Source organism: Pseudoalteromonas luteoviolacea S2607 (assembly GCF_001625575.1).
Lineage (GTDB): Bacteria > Pseudomonadota > Gammaproteobacteria > Enterobacterales > Alteromonadaceae > Pseudoalteromonas > Pseudoalteromonas luteoviolacea_E.
In genome coordinates this window covers 38,559-64,043 of sequence record NZ_AUXV01000030.1, presented here as the reverse complement: position 1 = coordinate 64,043, position 25,485 = coordinate 38,559, and the positions used below count along the sequence as shown (strand labels likewise).

The 25,485-nt window shown below is 40.9% G+C and carries 16 protein-coding genes; 10 read left to right on the top strand and 6 right to left on the bottom strand.

Going from position 1 to position 25,485, the window contains the following annotated elements:
* The first annotated feature begins 12 nt into the window (after window positions 1-12).
* The 7 genes from N480_RS15015 (at window position 13) to N480_RS14985 (ending at window position 13,820) form a co-directional block, all read left to right on the top strand.
* Window positions 13-5,331 (top strand): non-ribosomal peptide synthetase, encoded by a 5,319-nt coding sequence (locus N480_RS15015; protein WP_063373296.1) that lies wholly within the window; start codon window positions 13-15, stop codon window positions 5,329-5,331.
* A 109-nt stretch (window positions 5,332-5,440) separates the two neighbouring features.
* A complete protein-coding gene (locus N480_RS15010) occupies window positions 5,441-6,424 on the top strand; it encodes an aspartyl/asparaginyl beta-hydroxylase domain-containing protein (RefSeq protein WP_063373295.1) in 984 nt (327 codons plus the stop codon).
* A gap of 151 nt (window positions 6,425-6,575) precedes the next feature.
* Window positions 6,576-7,712 (top strand): glycosyltransferase, encoded by a 1,137-nt coding sequence (locus tag N480_RS15005; RefSeq protein ID WP_063373294.1) that lies wholly within the window; start codon window positions 6,576-6,578, stop codon window positions 7,710-7,712.
* A gap of 86 nt (window positions 7,713-7,798) precedes the next feature.
* The gene (locus tag N480_RS15000) at window positions 7,799-8,818 is read left to right on the top strand and encodes a cupin-like domain-containing protein (RefSeq protein ID WP_063373293.1); all 1,020 of its coding nucleotides are present in this window, start codon (window positions 7,799-7,801) and stop codon (window positions 8,816-8,818) included.
* 480 nt (window positions 8,819-9,298) lie between these two features.
* Window positions 9,299-11,746, top strand: a complete 2,448-nt coding sequence (locus tag N480_RS14995; protein WP_063373292.1) for an ABC transporter permease — start codon at window positions 9,299-9,301, stop codon at window positions 11,744-11,746.
* A gap of 52 nt (window positions 11,747-11,798) precedes the next feature.
* The gene (locus tag N480_RS14990) at window positions 11,799-13,055 is read left to right on the top strand and encodes an efflux RND transporter periplasmic adaptor subunit (RefSeq protein ID WP_063373291.1); all 1,257 of its coding nucleotides are present in this window, start codon (window positions 11,799-11,801) and stop codon (window positions 13,053-13,055) included.
* A 33-nt stretch (window positions 13,056-13,088) separates the two neighbouring features.
* A complete protein-coding gene (locus N480_RS14985; RefSeq protein ID WP_063373290.1) occupies window positions 13,089-13,820 on the top strand; it encodes an ABC transporter ATP-binding protein in 732 nt (243 codons plus the stop codon).
* Between the two features lie 273 nt (window positions 13,821-14,093).
* On the opposite strand, the gene N480_RS25385 is transcribed toward N480_RS14985, so the two are convergent.
* The 3 genes from N480_RS25385 to N480_RS14975 all read right to left on the bottom strand — a co-directional run bounded on the left by N480_RS25385 (window position 14,094) and on the right by N480_RS14975 (window position 17,303).
* A complete protein-coding gene (locus tag N480_RS25385; protein ID WP_155732861.1) occupies window positions 14,094-14,267 on the bottom strand; it encodes a hypothetical protein in 174 nt (57 codons plus the stop codon).
* Between the two features lie 416 nt (window positions 14,268-14,683).
* On the bottom strand, window positions 14,684-15,970 hold the full coding sequence (locus tag N480_RS14980; RefSeq protein WP_063373289.1) for a sensor histidine kinase: 1,287 nt from the start codon (window positions 15,968-15,970) through the stop codon (window positions 14,684-14,686).
* Window positions 15,951-17,303: a sigma-54-dependent transcriptional regulator gene (locus N480_RS14975; protein WP_063373288.1), complete on the bottom strand. Its 1,353-nt coding sequence runs from the start codon at window positions 17,301-17,303 to the stop codon at window positions 15,951-15,953. The genes N480_RS14980 and N480_RS14975 overlap by 20 nt, the downstream gene beginning before the upstream one ends.
* Before the next feature lie 475 nt (window positions 17,304-17,778).
* Between N480_RS14975 and N480_RS14970 the strand changes: the two genes are divergently transcribed.
* Window positions 17,779-18,867 (top strand): hypothetical protein, encoded by a 1,089-nt coding sequence (locus N480_RS14970; protein ID WP_063373287.1) that lies wholly within the window; start codon window positions 17,779-17,781, stop codon window positions 18,865-18,867.
* Window positions 18,868-19,037: 170 nt separating this feature from the next.
* On the opposite strand, the gene N480_RS14965 is transcribed toward N480_RS14970, so the two are convergent.
* Window positions 19,038-19,448, bottom strand: coding sequence for a hypothetical protein (locus N480_RS14965; protein ID WP_063373286.1), 411 nt, complete (start codon window positions 19,446-19,448; stop codon window positions 19,038-19,040).
* Window positions 19,449-19,825: 377 nt separating this feature from the next.
* On the opposite strand from N480_RS14965, the gene N480_RS14960 reads away from it, so the two are divergent.
* Entirely contained in the window at window positions 19,826-20,653 is an 828-nt protein-coding gene (locus tag N480_RS14960) for a tyrosine-type recombinase/integrase (RefSeq protein WP_196761503.1), read from the top strand.
* Window positions 20,654-21,279: 626 nt separating this feature from the next.
* On the opposite strand, the gene N480_RS14955 is transcribed toward N480_RS14960, so the two are convergent.
* The gene (locus tag N480_RS14955) at window positions 21,280-22,248 is read right to left on the bottom strand and encodes a ParB/RepB/Spo0J family partition protein (RefSeq protein WP_063373284.1); all 969 of its coding nucleotides are present in this window, start codon (window positions 22,246-22,248) and stop codon (window positions 21,280-21,282) included.
* Window positions 22,249-22,450: 202 nt separating this feature from the next.
* Complete coding sequence (locus N480_RS14950) at window positions 22,451-23,620, bottom strand: AAA family ATPase (protein ID WP_063373283.1); 1,170 nt, start codon at window positions 23,618-23,620, stop codon at window positions 22,451-22,453.
* Between the two features lie 141 nt (window positions 23,621-23,761).
* Here N480_RS14950 and N480_RS14945 point away from each other — a divergent pair, with 141 nt between their 5' ends.
* Complete coding sequence (locus N480_RS14945; protein ID WP_063373282.1) at window positions 23,762-24,820, top strand: replication protein RepA; 1,059 nt, start codon at window positions 23,762-23,764, stop codon at window positions 24,818-24,820.
* Window positions 24,821-25,485 lie beyond the last annotated feature (665 nt).

Below are 25,485 nucleotides of genomic sequence, written 5' to 3'. Positions count from 1 at the left end.
GAGAACTTGTGCGTGACAGATTCTGGGGTACGGGCGACTAATCTTGCCTATGTCATATACACCTCGGGGTCAACTGGGCAGCCCAAAGGGGTCGAAGTTGAGCATCAAGGGGTCGTTGCATTCTTGTCTTCACCTAATTATGCAAACGTCGAGCATGCACGTAGAATGGCGAGCTTATCATCATTCTCGTTTGATGGCTTTGTGTATGATTTCTTTTTTAGTCTTGCATCGGGTGTAGAGTTGCACTTGTTTAAAAAAGATTCAATATTACAGATAGATAAATTCAAACGTGAGTTGATTGACAAGAGCATCAATAACTTTTTTACAACGACAGCGCTGTTTAACCAATTGGTCGCTCATGATGTATTTTCAGGAACTGAAGTACGACAAGTGCTATTTGGTGGAGAGCGGTGTGATGAAGGCATTATAGAGTCCTTTAAACAGTCGCACCCTCATATTAGCCTCATGCACGTATACGGTCCGACAGAGTCCATAGTCTTTGCATCAACCTGCTCCTTGAATAGCATAAATAGCGCATACCCGATTGGTCAGCCGCTGAATAATAATAGTTTATATGTACTTGATTCCTTTGGTGAAGTTTCGCCTTTTGGTTCAGTTGGTGAGCTGTATGTTGGGGGGGCTAGTTTAGCGAGAGGGTATTTGAATAGGCCGACCTTAACAGCGGAGCGCTTTATAGAAAACCCATTCTATAATGAGGACGACCCAAATAGCTCAAAGAGATTGTATCGAACGGGCGACTTGGTGCGTTTCTTAGCGGATGGTCATGTAGACTTTATAGGCCGTGCCGATGATCAGGTTAAGATCCGCGGCTTTAGAATTGAGTTGGGAGAGGTAGAGAGTCAGTTGGCACTCCTTGGGTCTGTAGATTCGGCTTTAGTGATGGCAAAAGACATCGCGGGTAGTCAACAATTGGTTGGTTATGTAAAACCAAGCACTGTTGTGTCAGACAATGAGTGTCCTGCGTATGCCAATGAGATCACAACCGCTCTATTATCGAAAATGCCTGATTATATGGTGCCGAGTGTCATTGTATTGATTGATACGTGGCCACTCACACCAAACGGTAAGATTGATCGAAAGGTGTTACCGACGCCAGATGAGCGCGCTCTGCACGGAAAGTACAGCGCGCCCGTTTCAGATACCGAACACGCCGTGGCTGATATTTGGTCTAAGTTACTAGGAGTTGACGTTGATTTGATCAGTCGAACCGCCAACTTCTTCGAGTTAGGTGGCCACTCCCTTTTATCAGTGCGATTGGTTTCCGACATTCGCAATCGATTTAAAGTGGAAATTTCTGTTCAGGCCATTTTCGAAGCGGCGACTCTTCAGGACTTGGCGCTCATGATTGAGCAGGGAACACAAGTAAACTTACGCCCAGCTATCACGCCATTTACTAGGGGGGGCAACATTCACCCTGTGTCATTTGCTCAGCAGCGCCTATGGTTTATTGATAACTTGCAAGGGGGATCGCCTGAGTACAATATGCCGCTGGCTTTTGATGTTAACGGGAAACTAAATATTGCCACTATCAGAGCGGCTTTTAACACTATTCTTGAGCGCCATGAAGTGCTGAGAACGGTGTATATCAATGAACAGGGAGAGACTTTACAGTGCATTCGAGCGCTGGCTGACTGTCAGTTTAATATTCAACTCACCGATGTGTCACATCTCACGGGTGAGACGTTAGCAGCACGAGTGAGTGAAATTGTGAATGCGGATACCAGCGCCCCATATAATCTTGCAAGTGATATCATGTTACGAGTGCACTATGTGAAGAAGGCTGATGACCGTGGTGTTATGATATTAAATATGCACCATATTGCGTCCGATGGGTGGTCTTTGAATGTGCTGGCAAAAGAGTTTGTGGCATTATACGAGGCATATCATCAGGAGCAACCTAACCCTCTGCCTGCATTGGCAATTCAGTATGCAGATTATGGCCATTGGCAACGAACATACCTCCGGGGAGCGTTGCTGGAGTCTCAACTGGAATATTGGCAAAAGCAATTGGTTGAGCTCCCTGTGTTACATAGCCTACCGCTAGATTATTCGCGTCCAGATGTGAAGCAGTATCAAGGCGCAGTGGTAACAGGTCAACTGTCAGCGTCGATTGCGCAGCAATTACTGGTCGTGGCGAAGCAATACCAACTTACGCCATTTATGCTATTTCATGGTGTGTTATCACTGCTGATTGCAAGGCATAGCAACCACCGCGACGTGGTGATAGGGACGCCGGTCGCAAACCGCCTTCAAACAGAATTAGAACCGTTAATCGGCTTTTTTGTTAATACTTTGGTGCTTAGAGCGAATACACAATACAACACGTTGTCTGATTACTTTGCACATATTCGCCAGATCAATCTAGATGCACAGTCAAACCAAGATGTGCCCTTTGAGCAGTTGGTCGAGCAATTAAAAGTACCCAGAAGTACGGCTCACAGTCCGTTATTTCAAATTATGATGGCCGTGACAACAGATGATGCTGTGAGTACCCAAGAGCAAAACATTGAGCTTAGTGCAGCAGGTGTCGACATTCAGCTACGTCAATCGAACTTGAGCCAGGCTAAGTTTGATTTAGATATTAATTTTCATATTAGTGAGCGGGGAGTATCTGTCGATTGGACGTACGACATCAGCTTGTTTAGTGCAGCACATATTGTGCAATTAAATGATCATCTTTGTCGATTGCTTGAAGGTGTGAGCGAGGCGCAACCTACGCACGCGCCTTATGCAATGCCAATGCTATCAATCGAAGAAACGCAGCATTTAGTGTTTGAAGTGAATAATACCCACTTAGAGTACCCGAAAGATCGCTGTATTCATGAATTGTTTGAGCAACAAGCCGCTGCTTCTCCAGATAATGTGGCGCTGGTATTTGAACACCAGACACTGACCTATCGTCAGTTAAATGAGAAAGCAAATCAACTGGCTCATTACCTTAGAGCCACGCAGGGGATCACGCCTGATTCAATGATAGGTTTATGCGTGGAACGTTCATTAGAGATGGTGATAGGCATTTTAGCGATTTTGAAGGCCGGTGGGGCGTATGTACCGCTTGACCCAAGCTATCCACAAGAGCGGCTAGACTATATGTTGGATGATGCGCAGTTGAGCATCGTACTGAGCCAGCGTCATTTACAGGCCCCGCTGTCTAATTTCGATGGCCGAATTATTACTTTAGATGGCTTAGCTTGCAGCGAGCATCATGTATGTGCACATTCACCGGTTCATGATTTGAGCACATCAGATACTGGAGTGGAGGCTGCCAATTTGGCCTATGTAATTTATACCTCGGGTTCCACTGGGATGCCAAAAGGTGTGCTGGTTGAACATCGTTCAGTTATAAACTTAATCTTTTCGCAAAAAAGGGCGTATCAGCTAGAACCTCAGCAAGAAGCAGGTTTGCTGCTTGCAAGCTATGCATTTGATGCAGCGGTCGAACAAATGTTTATTATGCTTTTCACGGCGAATACATTAGTGATCCCATCGCGCAAAGAGTCTTTAGAGCCAGCGCACATTACGCGACTGGTCGCAACGCATCAAATAACGCATATTGACAGTACCCCCTCTCATTTAATGAGCATGATAGAGAGCCTGAGTGGACACGCAGTCAAGAGGGTCGTCTCTGGTGGAGAAGCGATGTTACCACAATTGGTAGATGCCATAGACGGGCGCATTCCGCTGTATAATGTTTATGGCCCGACAGAATCATGTGTGACGAGCAGTGTGTCTGTTGAACCGGCGTCGATCGGAAGACCCATTGGTAATACTGAGTTTTACGTATTAGACAGCGACAATATGCTGGTGCCTAAAGGGACTGTAGGCGAATTATATATCGGTGGCGATGGAGTAGCTCGAGGTTACCTCAATCTTCCCGAGGTTACAGCAGAACGATTTATGAAAAACCCATATCTCGAACAAAGTGGCACTCAGTGCACACGTCGTCTCTCGCAGCGTTTATATAAAACAGGCGATTTGGTTCGCTATCTACCGGATGGTAATCTCGAGTATATCGGTAGAATTGATGAGCAAGTGAAAATCCGCGGATTTCGGATTGAGTTAGGAGAAGTGGAAAGTCAGTTAGTGAGGCTGGACAGTGTTGATTCGGCGTTGGTTATGGCAACAGAGCTTGCCGGCAGTCAACAACTAGTCGGGTATATTAAGCCGGTACCGCAGGTATTTTCATCTGGACACGCTGAGTATATACATGATGTCAAATCTCAGTTGGCACGCGTGTTACCTGACTATATGGTACCGAGTGTCGTTATGGTGGTTGATACATGGCCGCTTACACATAACGGCAAAGTTGATCGCGCTGCATTACCAACGCCTGAAAGCCTAACGTTACAGGGGAGCTACATCGCACCGATGACGCATACTGAGGTTGCGCTTACTGATATTTGGGCTGAATTGCTGGGCATAGAGGTGGACCATATAAGTGCGACTGCCAGTTTTTTTGAGTTAGGGGGGCATTCTTTATTGGTCGTGAAACTGCTTTCTTTAATCGAGAAACATTTCAAGAAAACAAGTGATATTGCCGCGTTATATAGTCAGAACACTATACAGCAACAAGCAACTTTACTTGACTCCCTAGAGTGTGAGTTGAACAATATTACTTTACTTCGAAAAGTAGTTGAGTGCAGTGAGCCTCACACCCATGTAGTGTTTATTCCAGGAGCTGCGAGTACAGCAGCTGACTTTGAAGAAGTGATTGATGACCTTAAATCGCTGCTAACAAATAGAACGGAAATGAGTGTTTTTCGACACAAAGGCTTAATTATCGGGGAGCAGAGCTTCAAGACAATCGATGACAATGTTGTCGAATTTGCAGATAGTATTGGTAAATTGCCGTCAAAACGAATAGTCTTAGTGGGTCATTCATACGGTGGCGCATTGGCTTTTGCATTGGCTAATTATTTGACAGCTCAAGGTTATCAAGTTGAGTTAGTGATGTTGGACACTTACTTCTGGCAGAAAGGTTCATGTTTTTCTAATCGCATAAAAGCAAGTCGAAGCACCGATTTGAGTAGACTAGATTTGCCTCGTTATTTTGTGGATCTGTATACCCATCAATGCGAGCTGTTTGATGGGTATACACCCACTGAAAGCAAGCTTGTGCCAAAGCATTGGGTATTTGCAAAAGAGAGCCCGGTTGAACAGGACAAATATCTGGAATACTTGAACCGCCGACTATCGATCCAAAACACGGAACATGTTTTCATCGAGGGAAATCATTTTTCAATGTTGAAAGGCGAAAGCGCAAAATCAATATCAGGGTTAATTGTAGAAATTATAAAGAATATGGATTGACTGTAATATTGTTTGAAAATTAAAGACACTCCCCTTTTGGATAGACATTACCTTATAGGGGAGAAGGTTATTAATATTCGCTGAAACTGTTTAATTATACGGAGTAAGTATGAAGCACAAGTTAGATAGCATAAAGGAGTTATTCCCTTCTTCTTTGCAGAAAGTAGATAAAATACTTTGGACGGGAAAGTCAGAGTTAGAAAGATTGTGTTCATTGCAGGATCTTTCGCATAGTCACGTGACTGTACAAGCAAATGGCAATTTGCCAGAAATAGGGACTCAGGGTATTATTTGGTTCCCCTATTTTCGAATATTTCCAGGGGTCGTTTGTGCACGGACTGAAACAACGTTTACGGTTAAGTTTGAAAATCTAGATTCTCTGATGAAAAAAGACCTTGATTACTTCTTGCGTGCGAGAGAAACTGGTGTAGAAAAACCTAGACCAGGTGTTATAGCTAGGGGCTTATTAAGGACTGTTTACGAAGTCGAGAAAAGGTTGCCAGGGATTGAACACAGAACTTTCTCTCCAGAAGATTTTCCGTGGTCACTTGATTTTGAAAAAAACTATACCGCTATCAGAAGTGAAGTGGATAATATCTTCAGTCATGTCAATGTGGATTCTATTCCGCTTGGTATTGATCAGGTTCCCAATGCGCATTCAGTACTTGTCGCACAACAGGGTCAAGTTGAACCGAGTGCGGAGAAACTGTTGCCAACCATATCGCGACTCGTTGCGAATGTACCGTTATTAGCGAATGCGGAATTGAGTATCCTAGCACCCGGAGCTGAGTTGCGTTTACACAAAGCGAAAAGTCGTTGTTTTTTGAGAATGCACCTTGGCATTATCATTCCCAAGGGAGATGTATGTCTTGAGCTAGAGTGGGAAAGGTTGGAATGGAAGGAAGGGAAGGTAATGATCTTTGATGATTTCTACCCGCATCGCGCTTGGAACAAAACGGAGCATACCCGTGTGATATTGATGGTAGATTTGTTTCGACCGATGAATAAATGGCAGGCAAAGTTCTTCCGTTTTGCTCAGCGACGTATCGTGCCTTCAATTCCAAAAATACCGGAAGAGTGGCTGAGTTGGTAAGTTGAATGCCCTGAATAAATGAAAGAGAACTTTGCGGTATTTGGCCTTTGCTTGTTTAACATCATTGGCAACTTGTGAGATGGCAGTGCTGAAAAGTTAGGCCTATTTAATTGCTTTTGAATAATTTAAAAAATAAAAAAGAGGTATTTAAATGAAATCCATGACCCTTGGTCATATCCTGTTGACGAGGTTTTCGTACAGGCAGAACCCTGAGGACCATGCTAAACAGACCGCGGATGTGTTTTTACGGCAAGATCCTCTCAATCCAGATGCGCTTGAGTTTCGATTTGCACTGTTTGAATGTGCATGTTTACCCAATGTCTTGGCACAGTCTAACCAAGACTTTGATTGGGTGTTGATCATAGACCCTGATCTGCCTAAAAAGTATCGAGATAGGTTAGAGGCCCTGATTGCTCAGCGAGAAAGGACATATTTACATGAGTTTGCCCGAGAGGATTTGGGGTGTCTCGAATGGTTGGAGAAATACCTGCCAAGTGACGTAGACTTAGCCTTGACGACGAATTTAGATGATGACGATATCATTACTGTAGATTATATAGAAAGACTTCAAACGCATGTTTATGGGCTTGGAGACGCAGTGCCGTCACTCAAATTCTTTGGCATAAAGTCGACTTACCAATGGGACCTTTTCTCATCAACCAAGCACCCTTTCGGCACTGTTGCACCTTGGCATCGGACCAATTATTTCAAGTCAACAGGGTTGTCTATGCTATGTAAGGTTGCTGCACATAAGCTAACCGTGTATTCACTGCCACATCACCATGGAGATATTTGGTACGCGCAAGGTACGGAGCAACAAATAGAAGAGAGGGCCAGAAAAGAATGGAGCTTATCAGCAAATGAGCCGTGTCGGCTGTTCCATGTCACACTTTCAAATTTTCAGGATAAATTGGACAATACACCGATTGCTGATGGGCATGATTGGAAAACTTTACCAGCTTCAAAGCTACATTATGACTTCAGTAAAGAAGGCGTATTCGCAGTCCATTTAAATCACTTTTCAAATGACCAAGCAACGCGCTTGTTTGAATACAAAAAGGGGACTGCTTCCGTCAATGAGACTCGGTTTTTCCCAGGGGATGTTCGTATCGATTGGGGCGTTTTTCAAAAACACCGAAACTTGTTTGAGGTATCCTCTGAGCGCTACAAGAAGTTCTTGTTGGAAATCAGCTCTTACTCTAAGAAGTTAAATTTAAATTGGTGGCAAAATATCTTACTAATTGTCGGAATGAGAACGAAGCTCGCATGGTGGTTCTTTCGGAATTAAACAAAGAACTCGCGACTAATAGCCCAACATTCAGGACTGAACACTAACACATCATAATAACTATAAGTGAAAACAAAGGATACCCAATGGAAAAATGGAGAGAATTAAATATTGAACCAATAGAGCGTGTTGAATTAAGTCGAATCGACTTTTTGGAGCGATATCGCTTTAATAAGCCCGTTATTGCTAAGGCTGATACGAGCCGTAATCCCGGTTTTAAAAACTGGTCTCTGGAATACCTTGAAGAGAAGATTGGTGACGCGACAATAAAAGTCAGTGAGTACAGCGAGGAATCCAATAAACATCAAGATGCTCGTCCTAAACAGATGTCTTTTAGAGAGTTCTCTCAGAAGTTCAGAGATAAAGACATTGGTGCAAACTGGTATTGGTTCAATGTATCTGAAAGTGGAAACTTTTGGACTAATGAAAAGTTCAAAGAGAAGTTTAATGAAGAAATCAGTATTCTAGCTGAAGATTATGAAGCGCCGGCTTTTTTGCGCCAATCTGAGCTTATCAATGCACAAATAATTTTAGGCTCGGAAAGCAACGCAACACCTATGCATTACGACTATGCTGGTGAAGCTAAATCTCTGACGCAGGTTAAAGGCCGTAAGCATTGTCTGTTAGTTGCGCCGGATCAAGCGCACCTATTGAACCTGAATTCTATGTATGATTTCCAGGGGAGACCGAATTACTCTACTGTAGACATTCGTAACTTAGATCCAGAAAAGCATCCAGAGTTGCGCGAACTTCGTTTGTATGAAGCCGTTTTAGAAGAGGGGGAGGCATTATACTGGCCGAACTTTTGGCTACATGATATCAAAAATCTAGATAAGTTTACTCTTGCAATTTCCAGTTCCCTTGACGAACTACCTGGGAATGCGTTGATGCGTCGGTACTCTGCGGCGGCGACACTGTCTGGGCTTGTCAATCAGATGATTGAACAACAAGAAGGGATCAGCATGCAAGATTTGGTGCCCATTCTAATGGCTGCAAAAGGGCTTGAGGCGCGCCTGCTTAAACCTTTACCGAACGACAAAAGCAGCTTCTGGGATTGGAGGCCTGAGCTATCACAAAAAGTTGAACAGCTCCTTATTGCAGGCTAATGGTAGCTAATAGCAGTCAAGAACCATCAAGCAGTTGGTAACTTGCTTGATGGTTTAATCATTTAAGCAGTGCCAGAATACACCGTGAAGTGATGGGGAGAATGAACCATCCGAAAAACATCACTGCGATACGCTGCGTGGTTTGTCAGTTAAGCGCTCGAAACGACAAATTCCGATAACGGACGGTGATATTCCGATATCGGTTCTTTATCGCTATGTTGCGATTTGACGGATGAGTTATGGGTGTGTGGAAAAATAGCCTTGAGTGCAACTCACACGTAATTACACATTAATTAAAAATAATTAAAATAAAATAAAAACAATAGGTTAACTAGTTTTGTCCAAAGTAATTTCTTACCCTAATCACGGAGCATGAAAGCAGTATTATTCGATTATTTAAAGTTGGTATGATACTGGCTTAATAACCGTAAATTGATGGTAGGACTCGACTAAGCGACAACGCAGCAACAGGAAAATAGTATGAACCAAATCAGTTATCAACTTAAACAGGCCTGGGCAGGTTTATGTGTCAAAAAAGGCTTTCTTGTGACCATTGTCACAACTTTAGGTATTACCCTAGGAGCCTTATTGTGCATTCTGACTTTGGCTTATGTCATGATTCTCAAACCTTTACCTTACCCCGAACAAGAGGATTTATATCAAGTAAACTCTGCGGTTATTGATTCTGAGAGAGGACGATTAGGGGCCGCATTTGAGTATCCAATCTTAATTAAACTGTTTGATGATCAAACGGTGTTTTCCCAGTCTGCTTTGGTGCGCTATGAGAGTGGGGTGGTGAGCTCCTTACCTTCACAGCCGACAGTTAAAAGCACCTTTGTCACCCCAGGTTGGTTTGAGCTGTTAGATATAAATATGGCTATGGGGCGTACTTTTGAAGAAACAGAAAATAAAGATACTCATAACCCTGTTGCTATTCTGAGTTATCACAGTTGGCAGAATGACTTTGGTGGTGACAGCTCAATTTTAGAGCAAACACTGACACTGGGTGGCACGAACTTTCGTATTGTTGGTGTTGTGGCTGACTCTTTCATTGAGCCTGAATTAAATGGTAGTGGTGTAAAAACAGACATCTTTTTACCTTGGGACTTTAATGCATACGGTATGAACCCCAGAAGTAGAGAAGGTTATGGTAACTTTAGCTTTGATCAACGGTTTATTGGAAAACTTGACTCTACACTCAGCATTCCGCAAGTTGAAGAGACATTAACAACGCCACTTAACCTGCTTTGGAGAGAGAATGTTCACACTTTTGATGGCTTTGAAAACTGGACAATTCGTATGGAGTTGCAGCCATTTAAAGAGACCGTGTTGGGTGATAGTCAAAATACAGTTCTACTATTGCTTGCAGGTGTAGTTGGACTAATTCTGATCGCGTGTACAAACATTACTAACCTATTTATGTCGCGCACAGCTGATCAGCAAAGAGAGCTGGCCATTCAAGCAGCTGTAGGGGCAAATAAGCGCCATATATTTAGAACGCTTTTCGCACAATCAGGTTTAGTGGTATCTATGTCAATGGCTGTTGCATTGATTATTTCGACCGTCGGATTTTGGATCTTACAACAGTATCTCGCCTTGCGACTGCCGCGTGTCGAAGAGCTTGCAATTAATGGTGTGACATTGGGCGCAGCTTTGTTTATTACATTACTACTGGGCTTTACTTTTGCGCGCATCAGCGCAAGTATGATTAATTACCGTGCTTTGAACTCAACTTTACAATCTAGTGGTAAAGGGACTGGCATTCAGGTGTCACCCACCGTTAGACGATGGTTAATTATCTCGCAAGTATCGATTGTTACCATCCTAGTATTTGTAAATATTGGCTTGTTAAAAGATTCACTGAAGATAATCAATCAGCCTATAGGCTTTGAGACTGATAATCTTTCGGCTCTGACTTTAGAAATAAACTCTGCAGATAGCTTATCTGAAGAAGAGACCAAACAATTATTACGTGAGCTGCAAAATAAGTTAATTGCACTCCCTCAAGTAGAAGATGTGACACGTGGTACGGCACCGTTGGATACGGGAATTGCAATAATTCAGGGACCTGAGGCGACCCAAGAGCGTTCAAGCTTACCAACTCGGTTTGTTGATGAGAAATATTTCCAAGTGCTTGGTCAGCCGTTACTCGAAGGGGATTCTTTTAGTGAAGCAGATGTCAATGATCAGAATAACTTAATGATAGTCAATGACGTATATGCTGAAAGTTTAGTAACCCATGGCGGTATCGAAGAAGGGAGTGTCATTGGTACTACAATGCTCGTAGCGAGTAATCCGTATACAATCATCGGCATTGTGCAAGGCGTTAAAAAGCCAACAGAAAAAGAAGTACCGATGAAAGCGTATTTAATTGCTGAAGCCAACGATACTCAATTTGTCATTAAGTTAAAGCCAAATCAAACGTTAGATCGTGATTTGACGGTATCTATCGCTCAAGAAGTGAGCCGACAGTTTTTTGTATCTAAGTTAGAAACGTTGAATGATCAAAGTGATGAGTTGTTGTTTACTCAATATACAACCGCAATTACCAGTGCTGTATTGGCATTGCTGACCTTCTTCCTTGCTGCTATTGGTCTGTACGGTATTCTCAGTTATGCGACACAAATGCGCCGATTTGAATTGGGTACACGTTTAGCAATTGGTGCGAAGCGTTTTGACGTGGTTCGCCTGATTGTTAAAGATAATGCGATCTCCGTTGGTATCGGCTTTGTTATCAGTATCATCGCGCTATTAGGGTTGTTTATTGGCTACTCTGAGGCTCTGAATGATTATATTAACTCGCAACTTATCCCTGTGTTCTTCGTTACGCTTGCCCTGATCAGTGTTATGGTTTTATTTGCATGTTACTGGCCTGTGAGACCAATTATAAACTCTTCACCAATTCGTTCTCTAAGAAATAGTGATTAATCTATCGGTATATCCAGATACTTATTTTTAAAGCAGAGAGAGGAGTTTTATTGTGGATGTGGTTAAAAGTAAATCACATGACAAAATGTTGAAAAGTAAGTACCGTGTAGCTGCCATTTTGGCAGCTCTGGTAATCACTTTGATTATTTGGTCGTGGCAAAAAGCATCTTCGGTATCCGTTTTCCGTAACGACATATTGGTCGAGCGAGTTGAACAGGGGGACTTGGAAGTCATCACTGAGGGGTTTGGTGTTTTAAACTCAAATAAGCAGCAACTTTTAACAACCTTAACGCGCGCAACTGTTAAGGAAATCGTACTGAAACCAGGGGCTAATGTGACAGCGGAGAGTGTGATTGTTCGATTAGATAACCCTGAGCTTGTCCAAGAAGTTGAAAGTGCGGAACAAGAGCTAGTTCAGATCAAGGCGAATTTACGCCAACTAAAGCTGAATAATCAGCGTGAGATCCTAAATGAAACGGCTAACCTAGCGGAAATGACTGCACGCTATGAATCAGCAGTGCTTAACCGTGAAGCCGAGGAGAAGTTGATTGAAAAAGGGATTGTTTCGCAATTGACCTACAAAGAGTCGTTATTAGAAGAAGAGCAGCTGTCAAAACGTATTGACATACTTAAGCAACGAATAGCGCAATTAAAGTTGGTGCACAATGAATCTGTGAACATTCAGCAAGAGCGTTTAAAGCAGCAGCAAGGCCAATTAAATATTAGCCAAGCGCGATTAGACAGCCTAGAAGTCAAAGCTGGGTTTTCTGGAGTTTTACAACGACTGTCTGTGGAGTTGGGGCAGAGTCTCGCGCCGGGTCAAGAGATTGCGCTGATTGGCAGTGTTACGGATTTAATAGCATTAATACGTGTACCACAAAGCCAAGTTCAACAGGTTAGTGTGGGCCAACGTGCCATAATAAACACTCGCCGAGACAAAATTTCGGGTAAGGTAACTCGAATTGATCCGATAGTTCAGGACAACACAGTCGAAGTTGAAATTGCTTTACCAAAGGCTTTACCAGCCAGTGCTCGACCTCAATTAAATGTGGACGCAAGCATCATCGCAGATACATTGCAAAAGGTTTACTACATTAAACGACCAGCGAATGTAAAGCCTTATAGTGAAATAACGTTGTACCGCTTAGAGCCCGATTCATCGGCTGCGCATTTACGTACGTTGAAGTTGGGGCAACAAGCTGGCCGTTACATTGAAATTATTTCAGGCGCTGAACCAAACGATGCCTTTATCATTTCAGATTTATCCAATCTTAAAACGACTTCATCAGAACTGATAATTAAATCTTAAATTACATAACAAATTAGCAGCAGGAATACTGACATGAGCAAAATTAAAATTCAAATGAAAAACATCACTAAAGTTTTTGAAACTGAAGATATGGAAACCCATGCGTTAAAAAACGTGAACTTAACCATTTCGAGCGGAGACTATGTTTCAATATCTGGCCCATCTGGTTGTGGTAAATCAACACTATTGTCCCTTATGGGATTGCTAGATATGCCTAGTAGTGGGGAATATATAATTGAAGGTGTAGATGTTGCGAACCTCTCTTTAGATGAAGCTGCTGAGGTGAGAAATAGTAAGATCGGTTTTATTTTCCAGTCATTTAACCTGATTGATGAGATTTCTGTATTTGACAACGTGGCATTGCCATTGCGTTACAATAAAGAAGATGTGAGTGCATCTGAAATAGAAAGGCGTGTGAATAAGTGCCTTGAAATGGTAAGTATGACACACCGTAGTCAGCATAAACCGAATCAATTATCGGGTGGACAGCAGCAGAGAATCGCAATTGCTCGCGCGCTGGTATCTGAGCCGGCAATTCTGCTAGTTGATGAGGCGACGGGTAACCTAGACTCAAATACTGGTGACCAAATTATGGATATGTTGGATAAGTTGAATCAAAATGGTACAACCATTTGTATGGTGACACATGAGTCTCGCTATGCGGATAGGGCAACGACGCAGTTGAGGTTATTAGATGGTGAAATTTTAACCGTGCCACCTTCGAAACAATCGAGCAAAGCCCAAGAAGAAGCCGCAGTTAACTAGTAATGTCTATCTGGTGAAATACGTAGCTTGATTTGGATCACTATGTATTTTTATCTGGAGTTGCTTGTAGATGTTAGGGTAGTTTAAAAGGAGTGGAGATATTGAAACAGGTTGTCTTTTAGGGTACACAGCAACCTAGTTACGGTAAGCTCCACATTTTCATGCACTGTTAAACGGTTTTCTTTGTTTAGTCGGTATATCACTCCTCGTCCTCTAAGGCTATGATGGATAGTATTAGTACATGAGAATCGTTGCAGTCTCTCTACTAAGTATTCAGCTTGACTCAACAATTATACCTTGAAGTTCTGTCTTAAAGTGGTTTAGGACCTTGTCTCGCTCGATGTAGATCCCATCTGTTACATCCGCACGCCCCAAGCCGTAGCCTTTCTCAAACGCCCACAATATCAACTGTAAATTTTCAATATCATTGACCTGTTCATATTTCATAGACCATATCCTTGTGTTTTTTATTATTGGATAAACTGCATCTTAGCTTAGCTGTTATGAAATTATCAACATGATATTTATTATAGGATCATTGATATTGAAATAGAGATAAAAAAATGTATTAAAAATACAATTTTGGTTTCCAAACTCTTAATTATGTTTTTTCACATACAAAACAGATGGTTGTTTAAAAAGACACTGCAATAGCATAAGTAATATGTAGATTTTGTCATTCACTTTACTTTTAATACGATCACAACCGCGATATCTCAATAAGAAGTAGTGTTAAATATAGTTATGGTAATCATTAGGTTACACGGATAAATCTGTATCCGATAAGGGTTTTGTCACCTTCCCGTTAGAAATGGAACCATCGCAAATAGGTGAGAAAAGTGCTTGCCATTTTGTAGGTATACCTAATCAACGCAGACTGCCGGTTGCAAGGGCAGTGCAATCGTTACGGTCACGCCGCGCACTTCATTATTAACAAGCGAAATACTGCCTTGGTGTTGTTCAATAATATTTCTGCAAAAACTTAACCCTATGCCTTGGCCATCGTTCTTTGTGGTGAATAAGGGAACGAATAAATTATCGATATTGGTAAACCCGTGGCCAGTATCTGTGACTCTCAATACTGTCTTGTCTCCTTTTTTATCAATGCCTAAGGTTATGAGATCGGCGTCAGCTTCATGCGCATTCTTAATCAAATTAATCAATACTTGCTCTAAAAGAGCTTGATCTGCCCAAACCCATTGGGTTGTTACCGTTGTTTTAAGTCCGATATTGGGGAAAAGCTGCTGAAACCTCTCAGCCAAAAGGTTTGCAGAAATACTCTGATAATTTAGGCTGTTCTGCTTAGATAGCGAAGCGTATCGATTAATAAAATCCTGCAAATGTAGGCAGCGATCAGAGATCAATGCCAACGCCTGCTTATCTCTTTCAGAGTTGGCCCGCTCTCCCAGGTTTTCGGCTATGGTGGAAACCGGTGTTAATGAGTTACGGATCTCATGCCCCATTACGCTGATTATCTGCTTCCAGGCGTTAATTTGGCTACTACGGATAGCAGCTTTTATATCGGTGAAGACCAATAATTGGTGGGTAACATTGGCGTCGATAAAGCTACTTTGACTGATCTGCCATTGCCGTTCATCTTGTTGTAACTCCCAGCCGGTGTCACTTCCTATCAAACCCAGCAGTTGCGGTGAAGCATACTTGTATCTTTGCCAGGATTGGCCATCATAAAGCTCATTAAAGGCGCCATTTGCATAGGTTAATTGATTCTTGTGGTTAAACACCAACACAGGGGTATCTAATTGATCAATTAGGCGATAAACCAAAAAAGCATGCTGATCATAGCGCTGTTTTTTACTTGCGAGATCTTCACTGAACTCTCGCAACTGCTGATGAAATTTACCCACTACCCCCAAAGGAAATGTGGGTTTAGCATATTGCTTATAATCTTCCATTCGGACGGCATCTACATGTAACAAAGCACGGTTAAAGCTAGAAGTGATTTTATTTCTAAAAGCGATGACAGCCATGAAACAAGGTAGGGCAACCAGAGCGGCAACCAAAGCAATCTTTCCCTTTGATAAATTTAATTGCCATAGCAACAAAGACTGCATAAACAGCAATAAGATGACTGCGATGGAAAGCCAAAAGGTGATAAACCCTTCTATGGTATTACTTTTGAATATCTTCATACTTTTCTAAACGTCGGTATAAAGAAGACTTGGTTAGCCCTAATAGCTTTGCCGCTTGAGACATGTTGCTTGAAGTTCTTTCTAATGCCTGCTTAATAAGTTTTCTCTCTGCTTGCTCCAAAGTCATCATGGGCACATCACCATTTGAAGCCTGTGGCTGAAGTGGCAAGTCATGCTCTGTCAGTTCTGTGCTTTTCGCCAATAACACCGCGCGTTCCATAAGGTGGCTGAGTTCACGAATATTACCTGGCCAATGATATGTAGACAGTTTGTCTTGTGCTAGCGCACTGAGTGTAATGGGCGGTTTTTGGTATTTTTTAATAAACTTGTTAATAAAGAATTCTGCAAGCGGTATGATATCTAACTGTCGTTCGCGTAAGGAGGGGACTCGAAACTCAAGCGTGTTCAATCGATAGAATAAGTCTTCTCGAAATTTTTCTTCAGCAATTAACTTGGCCAAATTCCCATTGGTTGCGCAGATCACTCGTGTATTCATTTTTAAAGTCTGGCTCGAGCCAAGTACTTCAAACTCACCTGACTCTAAAACCCGTAGTAACTTAACTTGTTGTGATAAAGGCGTATTCGCTATTTCATCGAGAAATAAAGTGCCGCCATTTGCCAACTCAAGCCGACCAATTCGGTTACTTTTCGCATCAGTGAAAGCCCCTTTTTTATGGCCAAACATTTCGCTTTCAAATAAGTTTTCAGCTACTGCCCCCATGTTTACCGAAATTAAAGGCCCCGAATGATTACTAGACAAAGAGTGGATTTTTTCGGCGAGTAAGCTTTTGCCTGTGCCGTTTTCTCCTGTTAGTAGGATGTTTACGTCGGCTTTGGCAACATTCTCGATGTGCTCTAATAGCTCCAGCATACAAGAAGAGCGCCATTCGTAGCCGTGTTTAACTTCTCGTTCTAGCCTTTGTTGTAATTTCTGATTTTGAACTTGTAAGTTGGACAGCGCGAGTTGCTGTTTTATGATTTGTAGTAGCCGTTGGTTTTTCCAAGGTTTTTCTATAAATTCTGCCGCACCAAGCTGCATCGCTTTGACTGCCAGCGAGACATTAGCCCAAGCGGTCATTGCAACGACGGGAATATGAAACTCTGAGTCAGATAGCCAAGCCAAAAAGGCGATTCCCTCTTCACCGGATGTAATGTCCAGTGAGTAATTCATGTCCAATAAAATTACATCAATGTTTTGCTGTTTTATAATGTCTTTTGCTTGCTCTGGACTATTTGCTTCGACAGGAAAATAACCGTTATCTTCAAGTACAAAGCTGGTGCTTAGAAAAATATCATGCCTATCATCAACGATGAGGATATGGGGCTTGCTCATAGCGACTCTTATTATTTATCATGTTGACATACCACAAGCCACAGTACATCCAGTAAACTAAATTCCCATATTTTTGACTGAATGTAAATTGTAAAGATTCTGAAGCTTGATATAAGCAAAATGATACACGTGTTAAGTAAAGCGTCAAGGCGATTTTTAACCACCTGATTTTTTAGGAGGCAGCAATCAAACAGCCATAGATTACACTATCATTTTAGCAACAGGTGTTTAATGAACATGCGATGTGATTATTTAAATGCTTTTTGACTAGAAACTGTGCGATTAAGGCTCGTGGGCTAAAGCTCCAAACAATGTACAATTAAATGTATCGTAATCTAGCTCAGAAAGGTTGCACTTGGAAAACAACAATATATCATCGATAAACCACAAAGATAGTAAAGAAAAGTTGTTGGTTTAACTGAATTACGGATTTTGTTACAATGGCTTTTGCTTTTGAATTGTTAAAGTTATATTAATGAATAAAGTTAAATATGAGCAATTGCTGTTAAGTAGCTTAAATAATGAAGATGAATTGCATTCAGAATCATTTGAGTATCAATCTATTTTCTTAAGCTCTGTTCAACCTGATCCTACGAACGGTAGGTTCTTACCTTCAATATTAATTGACGACGAGCACGCTAAACTCTTTTGCGCACGTAAACTTACAAAGCATCAGTTAGTCCAGATCTACCATGGAGAAAATCATGTCTTGATTGGCAAGTCATGTATCGTTAACTGTTTGAAGTACGGCACTGAGCAGTGGAAAAAAGCAAACCAAACAATCGAGTCCATCATAGAGCTCGGGGATAATATTTCCGTTGCTGAGATGATACAGGCGCCGACAATTTACCCTGTTGAAAACAATAAGTATCAACTTTTAACCGGTCACAGACGTTTTTTCGCGCTAGTGTATGCTAATGGTTATGGTTCAACGGCACAATTTAAACTGTATGAAAGAAAGCCTTTGCTTTCGAAAGTTAAGCAGTTTCAAGAAAATGCCAGTAGAGAAGAGTTACCTCAGTACGGTAAGTTACAAGCTTTTTTGAATGCTCTGTCTGAGATAGAAGCTTTAAACGGCGCAAAACTAAGCTTAGGCCTCAAAAAGCTGACTGTAAAAGAGACAGCCACAGTACTTGGTATATCGATGGGAGCGTATGATAACTACAATGTACTGACTCGTTACCCTAGCGTATTGGAAGCCTACGAATCGGGGTTAAGCCTGCCCTTTTTACGTGTTAAGAAAATTGTCTTATCTACGGAAGTTGAGTACAAAAATAAAAATAATAAAACCGTACTCAATGTGACAGATAAAAAGGCGATTTCAGAGCTTATTTATTTACAGCTGACTGACAAAAAAGCTCAGGCTAAAAAAGTGCATATGGCACGCCCCATTAAGATTAAGCCGATCAATTCGCTTTCATCGTTGCGAGTATTGCTAACGAGTAACATAACTGAACTGGATACTGATGTAGATTGGACGCGAGTCGATTGGAATGATCAGGACTGCGTTTCAGATGCTTTAGCAAAGACGATTGACTTTTTAAACCATAAAGACAGTGATTAAAGCGCGACTTCGGGCGCGCAACACCTCGGTTTTTCGCCTGGTGTAGTTAACAGATAAGCCAATCTAAGAACACATCATACATAGTTGAATATGTAAGATAGATCCGTAGCACTTACTGTAAGTATATAAGTTGAAAATATTCAATAGATAGTCGTTCTTCCAAATACCATTTAATAATTTTGTGTGACGCTCAATGGTAAACAATTTAACTTTTTCAATATATCCGATAAGTTTTCTTCCGGGTCCAGTAGGTATTCAAATAACATGTCATAGTCATCAACAGCAAGCTCATTTTTGAGATACTCAAGCTTTGCCAACGTTTTTTTGTGTAAGGTAATTGTTGTCAGTTGGCCCAGCTGTCGTTGTTTATATTTTCTAAATCGTGCATCTAAACGAGTCCATCCATTAGCCGTTAATAAGTTCTTTAACAGTGCTTTTGACTCTTGAAAGCTCATACCTTGCAAATTAGGGAGCTCCCCTGTTTCCACCATAAAATCGCTAGGCCGCACCTTATCTAGAAACCCAGCACTCACATATGTTTGCCAGATTGAGTTTCTTATTTCTTCACCATCTCGTGACATGTCACACCTGCTTTGTATTTATTTATACTAGGCATTGTATTCGACCACCAGTAATGTGACAAGTCACAAAAGTGACTCTTTGCATATATTTTTCTACTTATTAAAATGCTACTTTGAAAAAGTAGAGATAAACAGCTAAAATTTTAATGTTTACCGCTGAAGACCCCTCTTTGGAATTTAAAAGTTTCTCAACGCGTATCAAAACGGCAAGGGCGTAGAGTAACGGTTAGTGCACTTGCGTTTTTATGAAAAAATAGAGGTTGTATATGAGAGGCCAATTAACCACCACAAAACATATTACGCGACAAGAAAAGGTGCGCAATAATCCTGCTATGCTGTATCTTTTGCACTTAGATTCAGAACGCAGTAGAAAAAGTATGAAATCGCTCTTAAAAAAAGTTGCAAATATGGTCGGACATAACGATATCGTTCAATGCCCCTGGCAAGAGCTCAGAAGAACACATATTCTCGCCATTAAAGAGCAATTAGTGCACTCAGGATTGGCACCCGCAACAGTTAATACTTACTTGTGTGCGCTAAGAGGAACCGCCAAAGAAGCATGGATCGCTGGATTAATGTCGTCAGACGATTATATGAAGATAAAGGATGTTAAATCAGTTCGTGGGTCACGCTTGGGCAAAGGCCGAGCATTAAATAAAGAAGAAGTCGTATCATTGCTCAGAGTGTGCCAACAGCAACACAATAATAAAGGCATGCGAGATCTCGCTATCATCAGCTTATTATACGGCTGTGGCTTGCGACGGGCAGAAGTCGTCTCCATCGAGATTCAAAACATTAACTGGCATGAACAGACGATAAAAATAACAGGAAAAGGTAATGTTGAAAGACTGACATACCTACCAGAAAGTACTTTATGCTATATAAAAAATTGGGTTGATTTGGTACGTAAAGATGACTCCGGACCGCTATTTACGAGAATAAGACGCTGGGATCATGTAACCAAAGAACGTCTTTCAGATCAGGCTATTTATGATATTTTACACAATAGACAAAACGAGGCAGGCATACAAAAATGCTCGCCACATGATATGCGAAGAACCTTTGGAACAAGCTTACTCGAGAAAGGTGTCGATATCATTACCGTTCGAGATGCGATGGGCCATGTCAGTGTAACGACAACACAGAAGTATGATAAACGCGGTAACCTTCGGTTGAGAAAAGCAAGCCAGCTGATGAATGACTAATAACCCCCATAAATTAGATAGGCAATTCTGGTTGTCACACTATTTCCTGAGCACTTTGCCACCTCATGTATGATGTGTTCTAAATGTAAACAGTCATTTGGGATCTACCCTACCTTTTCAGGAAGATGCTCGAGGTGCTTACGTAGGGCATTTCTTCGATATATCGGCATTAAGTTCAATACTTTAAGGATCCAAGTTGGTACTTTTGAAGCTTATCTACATTAAATATAATCTTTCGGCACAAACGTTCCTCACTTAACTCTAAAATAAACACGTTATTGTGGCAGCAATGAGATTTGATATTTCCCTAAACACAGGTTTGGTGCTCCTATTCAATCAGCCTCATGCCGATTTAGATAGCAAACACCTTAACAGCAGCTATACCTAATAAACCACGAATTGATACATGACTTAAAGTAGTAAGTTCAAGTCACAATCTCAGTATCGATTGCAAGGCATTGTTTTAAGCTTATTCACCTTTGCAAGTTTGAGTGATGCGCATATATCGACATCACTCTACACTAGCTGTGATTTTCAGAGATTCAGCATCTCAAAAAACTCTCTCCCTTCCCCTTATTCATATTTTTTGACCAATAGTGAATATGGTTGCAGTTTAAAAAGCAGCACTAACCGAGCATTTTTTCAACTTTTACAAACAGCTCTTTAAAAGAGTCTTCAGTCAGCTCTTCAAACGTATCAAAAGCTAAAGTGACTTTACCCTTTGCATTTCGAGTCACCGTACAAGTCGTTCGCTCTCCCACATTAATGGCCTCTTTTAATGGTGAAGAGTCAACTTGCGTTGAACGTTTAACACATTCGATCAAGTCATTTAGCAACTCTATAGGTGTAAATTGACTCAGGCCTCCCTTCACATTTTGCAGCCTTTTATGGATGACTTTTCGCTCACTAGGGTTAGTAAGGAGGTCAACTAACTTATTTACTTTTGACACCGGCAGCTCAGTTGGATCCGGAAAGGCTTCGGCCATAATCGGCTCATCAAAAAGTGAGGACGCTTTCAGGTATTTAGATAAAGTTCCTTTAGGTAAATTTAACAACTTAGCTAAATTTTCCATAGTCGAAAAAATGCCTGATTGATTCAATTTTTTATAACTGAGGGCTTTTTCCATTGGAGTGATATCCGCTCGGTGTTCATTTTCAATATGCATAAATATGGCAGCCTGCATATCATCACACTCAATGATCTTAAGTTTTAAAGGAATGTTTAGCTGATCACAGGCAAAACGTCTGCGCATCCCATAAATCAGTTCATATTTATATCCGTCTTCATCATTGAGCTTTCGAGCTAATGCAGGCTCTAGCTGTCCTTCAGACTTAATAGACTGAATTAGATCCGCACACCGCTCAGCATTGTACCAATGTGCATTTCTATTGTGTAAGGACCACCCTCGACACTCGTTTGCGGCGACTTCAATAATTGCAACTCGACTCGTTTTTACTAAGCCTGTAGAACCACTACCTAGCGCAAGTTCAGCAACAGGGACTTTACTATTTGTTTGTTTCCTCTGTGCTTGGCTGTCCGTATTTGACTTAGCCTGAGCCATGACACTCATTAAATTTGGTTTTTTCTTTGCCATTTCATTCACTTTAACTCTAGTTTACCCTCCTATAGCCCTTATATAATAGGGGGTAAGCAAGGTTTCCAATAGAAACTTTCGCTATGATTAAATCATTATAATGTAATTTAGTCTTTGTAGTGACTGTTAAAAATGCCACTAACCAAAGAAAAAAAACCCCATTAATTTCAACACTTTATAAAGGTTTCCAATGGAAACTTTCTTAAATTAATACACCTAACTCAATTAACTTGTCTTCTTTTGATGGCCAGGTCTTGAGGATCTCTAGTTCAACTTCCTTAAAAGCCAATGCCATATTGTCGATAATACGTCGATTGGGTTTACTTTGCTCATAAGGTGTTTCAAAGCGCGCTGCGGATTTAGCAATTTCGCTAGAACTTAAAAATGGTGTAGTCAACATTCGATCGCCAAAGCTCCCCTTTAATACTTCTAAAAAGTCTTTTTGATTATGTTCTCTTCTATCATACTGAGACGCAACCACCTTGATAAACTTGTAGGCTTTATCAGGATCTAGTTTAGAAATGTAATCTTTGACCATGCGAAAGAACTGTGTCGTGCTGGAGAAGTCATACATTTTACAAGCACAAGGAACAAGCAATGCATCAGCTGCCAAAAGTACATTAACAGAGATAATACCGAGTGAAGGTGGAGAGTCGACTAGAATAACATCGTAGTTATCTCTAATTGAATCGATACCATAACGAAGTGTTTTAAAGAAATCGATTCTTTCTTCAACCGATGCCATTTCAGAGATATGGGATGCGGCACCGAGCTCAGCGTGATAAAGTTCTAAGCAGGCTGGAATGATATGCACGTTAGGAATATGAGTTGTGTGTACAGCATAATCCAGAGCATCCTTTTCACCATTAAAATAAGGTAATACGGTATTATCAGCATTAAAATCCATATCAGGTATAAAGCCAAACATGGACGTTAATGTTGCTTGCGAGTCCATATCCACGACCAGTACTTTGTATCCCTCTAACGCTAAATATTGAGATAAATTGACTGTCGACGTAGTTTTTGCGCATCCCCCTTTAAAGTTCGCAATTGCGAGTACCAACGCTTCATCCCCTTCCTCTCTGCCTGGTAACGTTGAGAAATGATCCCGTAATGTATTAATTTGCTCTAAACTGTACCCGACTCTATGATTCGAATTCGGCTCTCTTGCAGGAGCTGAAATTACCCCATCATTTTCAGCTCGTTGAATTGTAGTCCGACTCTTATTCACCATTTTTTCTGTTTCAGCGGTACTAAATAGTCTTAATTTTTTAAACTCTTCAGGCTTATGTGATTCAGTGTGAGTAAGCCGAATAAACTCCTCTGAAATACTTATCAGATCGTCAAGTTGTTCTATAGCATTGTTTGTCATAAAGCAGCCTTTAAACTAAAGATTTATGATTGGATTTGCGTTACCTATAAGCTATCATAGAATAGAACGAGTTTTAATGGCTTTTAATCAAAAAGTCGTTCATGTTTTGGATAAACAATAAAAATCGAAAAGGCGCTACTTATGAATTCAGAACCCGCTCGACCTATGTTGGATTGGCTCACATCACATCCTGTATGGCAGTCGTTTAGTGAAAACTACGAACAAGAAATCAAACTAAATGAATTACAGGCAGAGCGTATCAGCACTTTCATTCGAAAGCTTGAGAGTGCAAATATAGAACAAGCTACTATTTTAGCAGGCTTGCCACAGTATTATAAAAACACATTAGAAATTACTGAGCCTTCCGAAAAGGTAACCCCAATCACAGAGCAGGCAGTGGAAACTGGAGTCGATAAGCACCAGACAATTCAATTTATTTATTCCCCATTGGCACAAATGTTTTTACCTCACTCAGAAACGGGTGAACTACTGTTCAGTCGCAGTAATGGTATGGCAGAAATTCACTGGGTATCAAAAAATGGGATCCCATATGGCGTCGCGCCTCGTTTACTATTTTTCTATATATTCTCAATGGCTAAAAAATATAAAATCAAAGAAGTGCCTTTGGGTAAATCAATGTCAGCATTAATGCGAGATATTGGCGTTACGCCGGTATCTGGAAAAAAAGGGAATGTCGCCCGTTACACGGAGCAACTAAAACGCTTAAGCACGAGTTTTATTACTTTGGAATATCAACAAAGCGCTGACAATGATATGCAGCACTTAAAGATACAGAATTGTAAAATTTTCAAGGAAACAAACCTTTGGTTTGACCCAGAGTACAAAAAAAGTGCCAGCGCTTCCGTTATCCTAGATGACGAGTTTTACGAATCATTGATGAAAAGCGCCGTCCCTTTAGAGTTAAATGCAATTAGAGCATTGAAGGATTCTGCCTTGGCCTTAGATATATATACATTTCTTACCTACCGCTCAAATAAGTCGACACGACGTCCAATCCCTTGGCAAGGCCTCGCCGACCAATTCGGTTCAGGGTATGACAACTTAAAAAACTTTAAGCTCAAGTTTAATAAACAACTCGAACTAGTAAAAAAAGTGTGGCCTGAATGCAAAGCAGAAACGTCCAGCGCAGGCTTACATATGAAAGACACCAAACCTCATATTGAAAGTACACTCCGATAAGATTGGGAAAAAAGGCTACCAATGTAGCCTTTTTTTGCTTCCAGCCTCAAAAAAAAAACGATTTTTTTAAAACTGCAAGTTAAAAAGTCTGGATTCATAGGAAAAGATTACTTCCATCACATAAAAAAATAAAAAAATAGGGACATTGATAGAATATTTATCATTTTTTTAGCACTTATCCACAGAGGAACACTATATCGGTAGCCAAAAGGGCTATATCAGTAACCAAACGCGCTATATCGGTAAACTAACAGGCTATAAAGGTAGCATAATACGCTATATCGGTAGTCGAAGAGGGCTATATCGGATCTTCAGATCTCTTTGAAGGCCTTATTTTTAAAGGACTTGATTAAATCACCAAATAGATCACGTAGATCTCAAATAGATCTCAAATAAATATAAAATAAAAAATAGTTAATTAAAGCTTCATTTTTTGTGGATATCGGGGAAAAGTTCAATAACTAGCGATACTTCTCGTTATAAACTCTGCCAAAAACAAAGTTTACCTTCACACTTATCTGTTTCTTTAAGTGATGTTCAAAGTAGTTCTATACTTAATCACCTCTTAGCTAAATGCCCATCAATACTTTGATAAACGATCACCTCTCTGATTTAACAACAATATTATTGACTATCTACCACATAGAGGTTAGCTTAATGGCAGA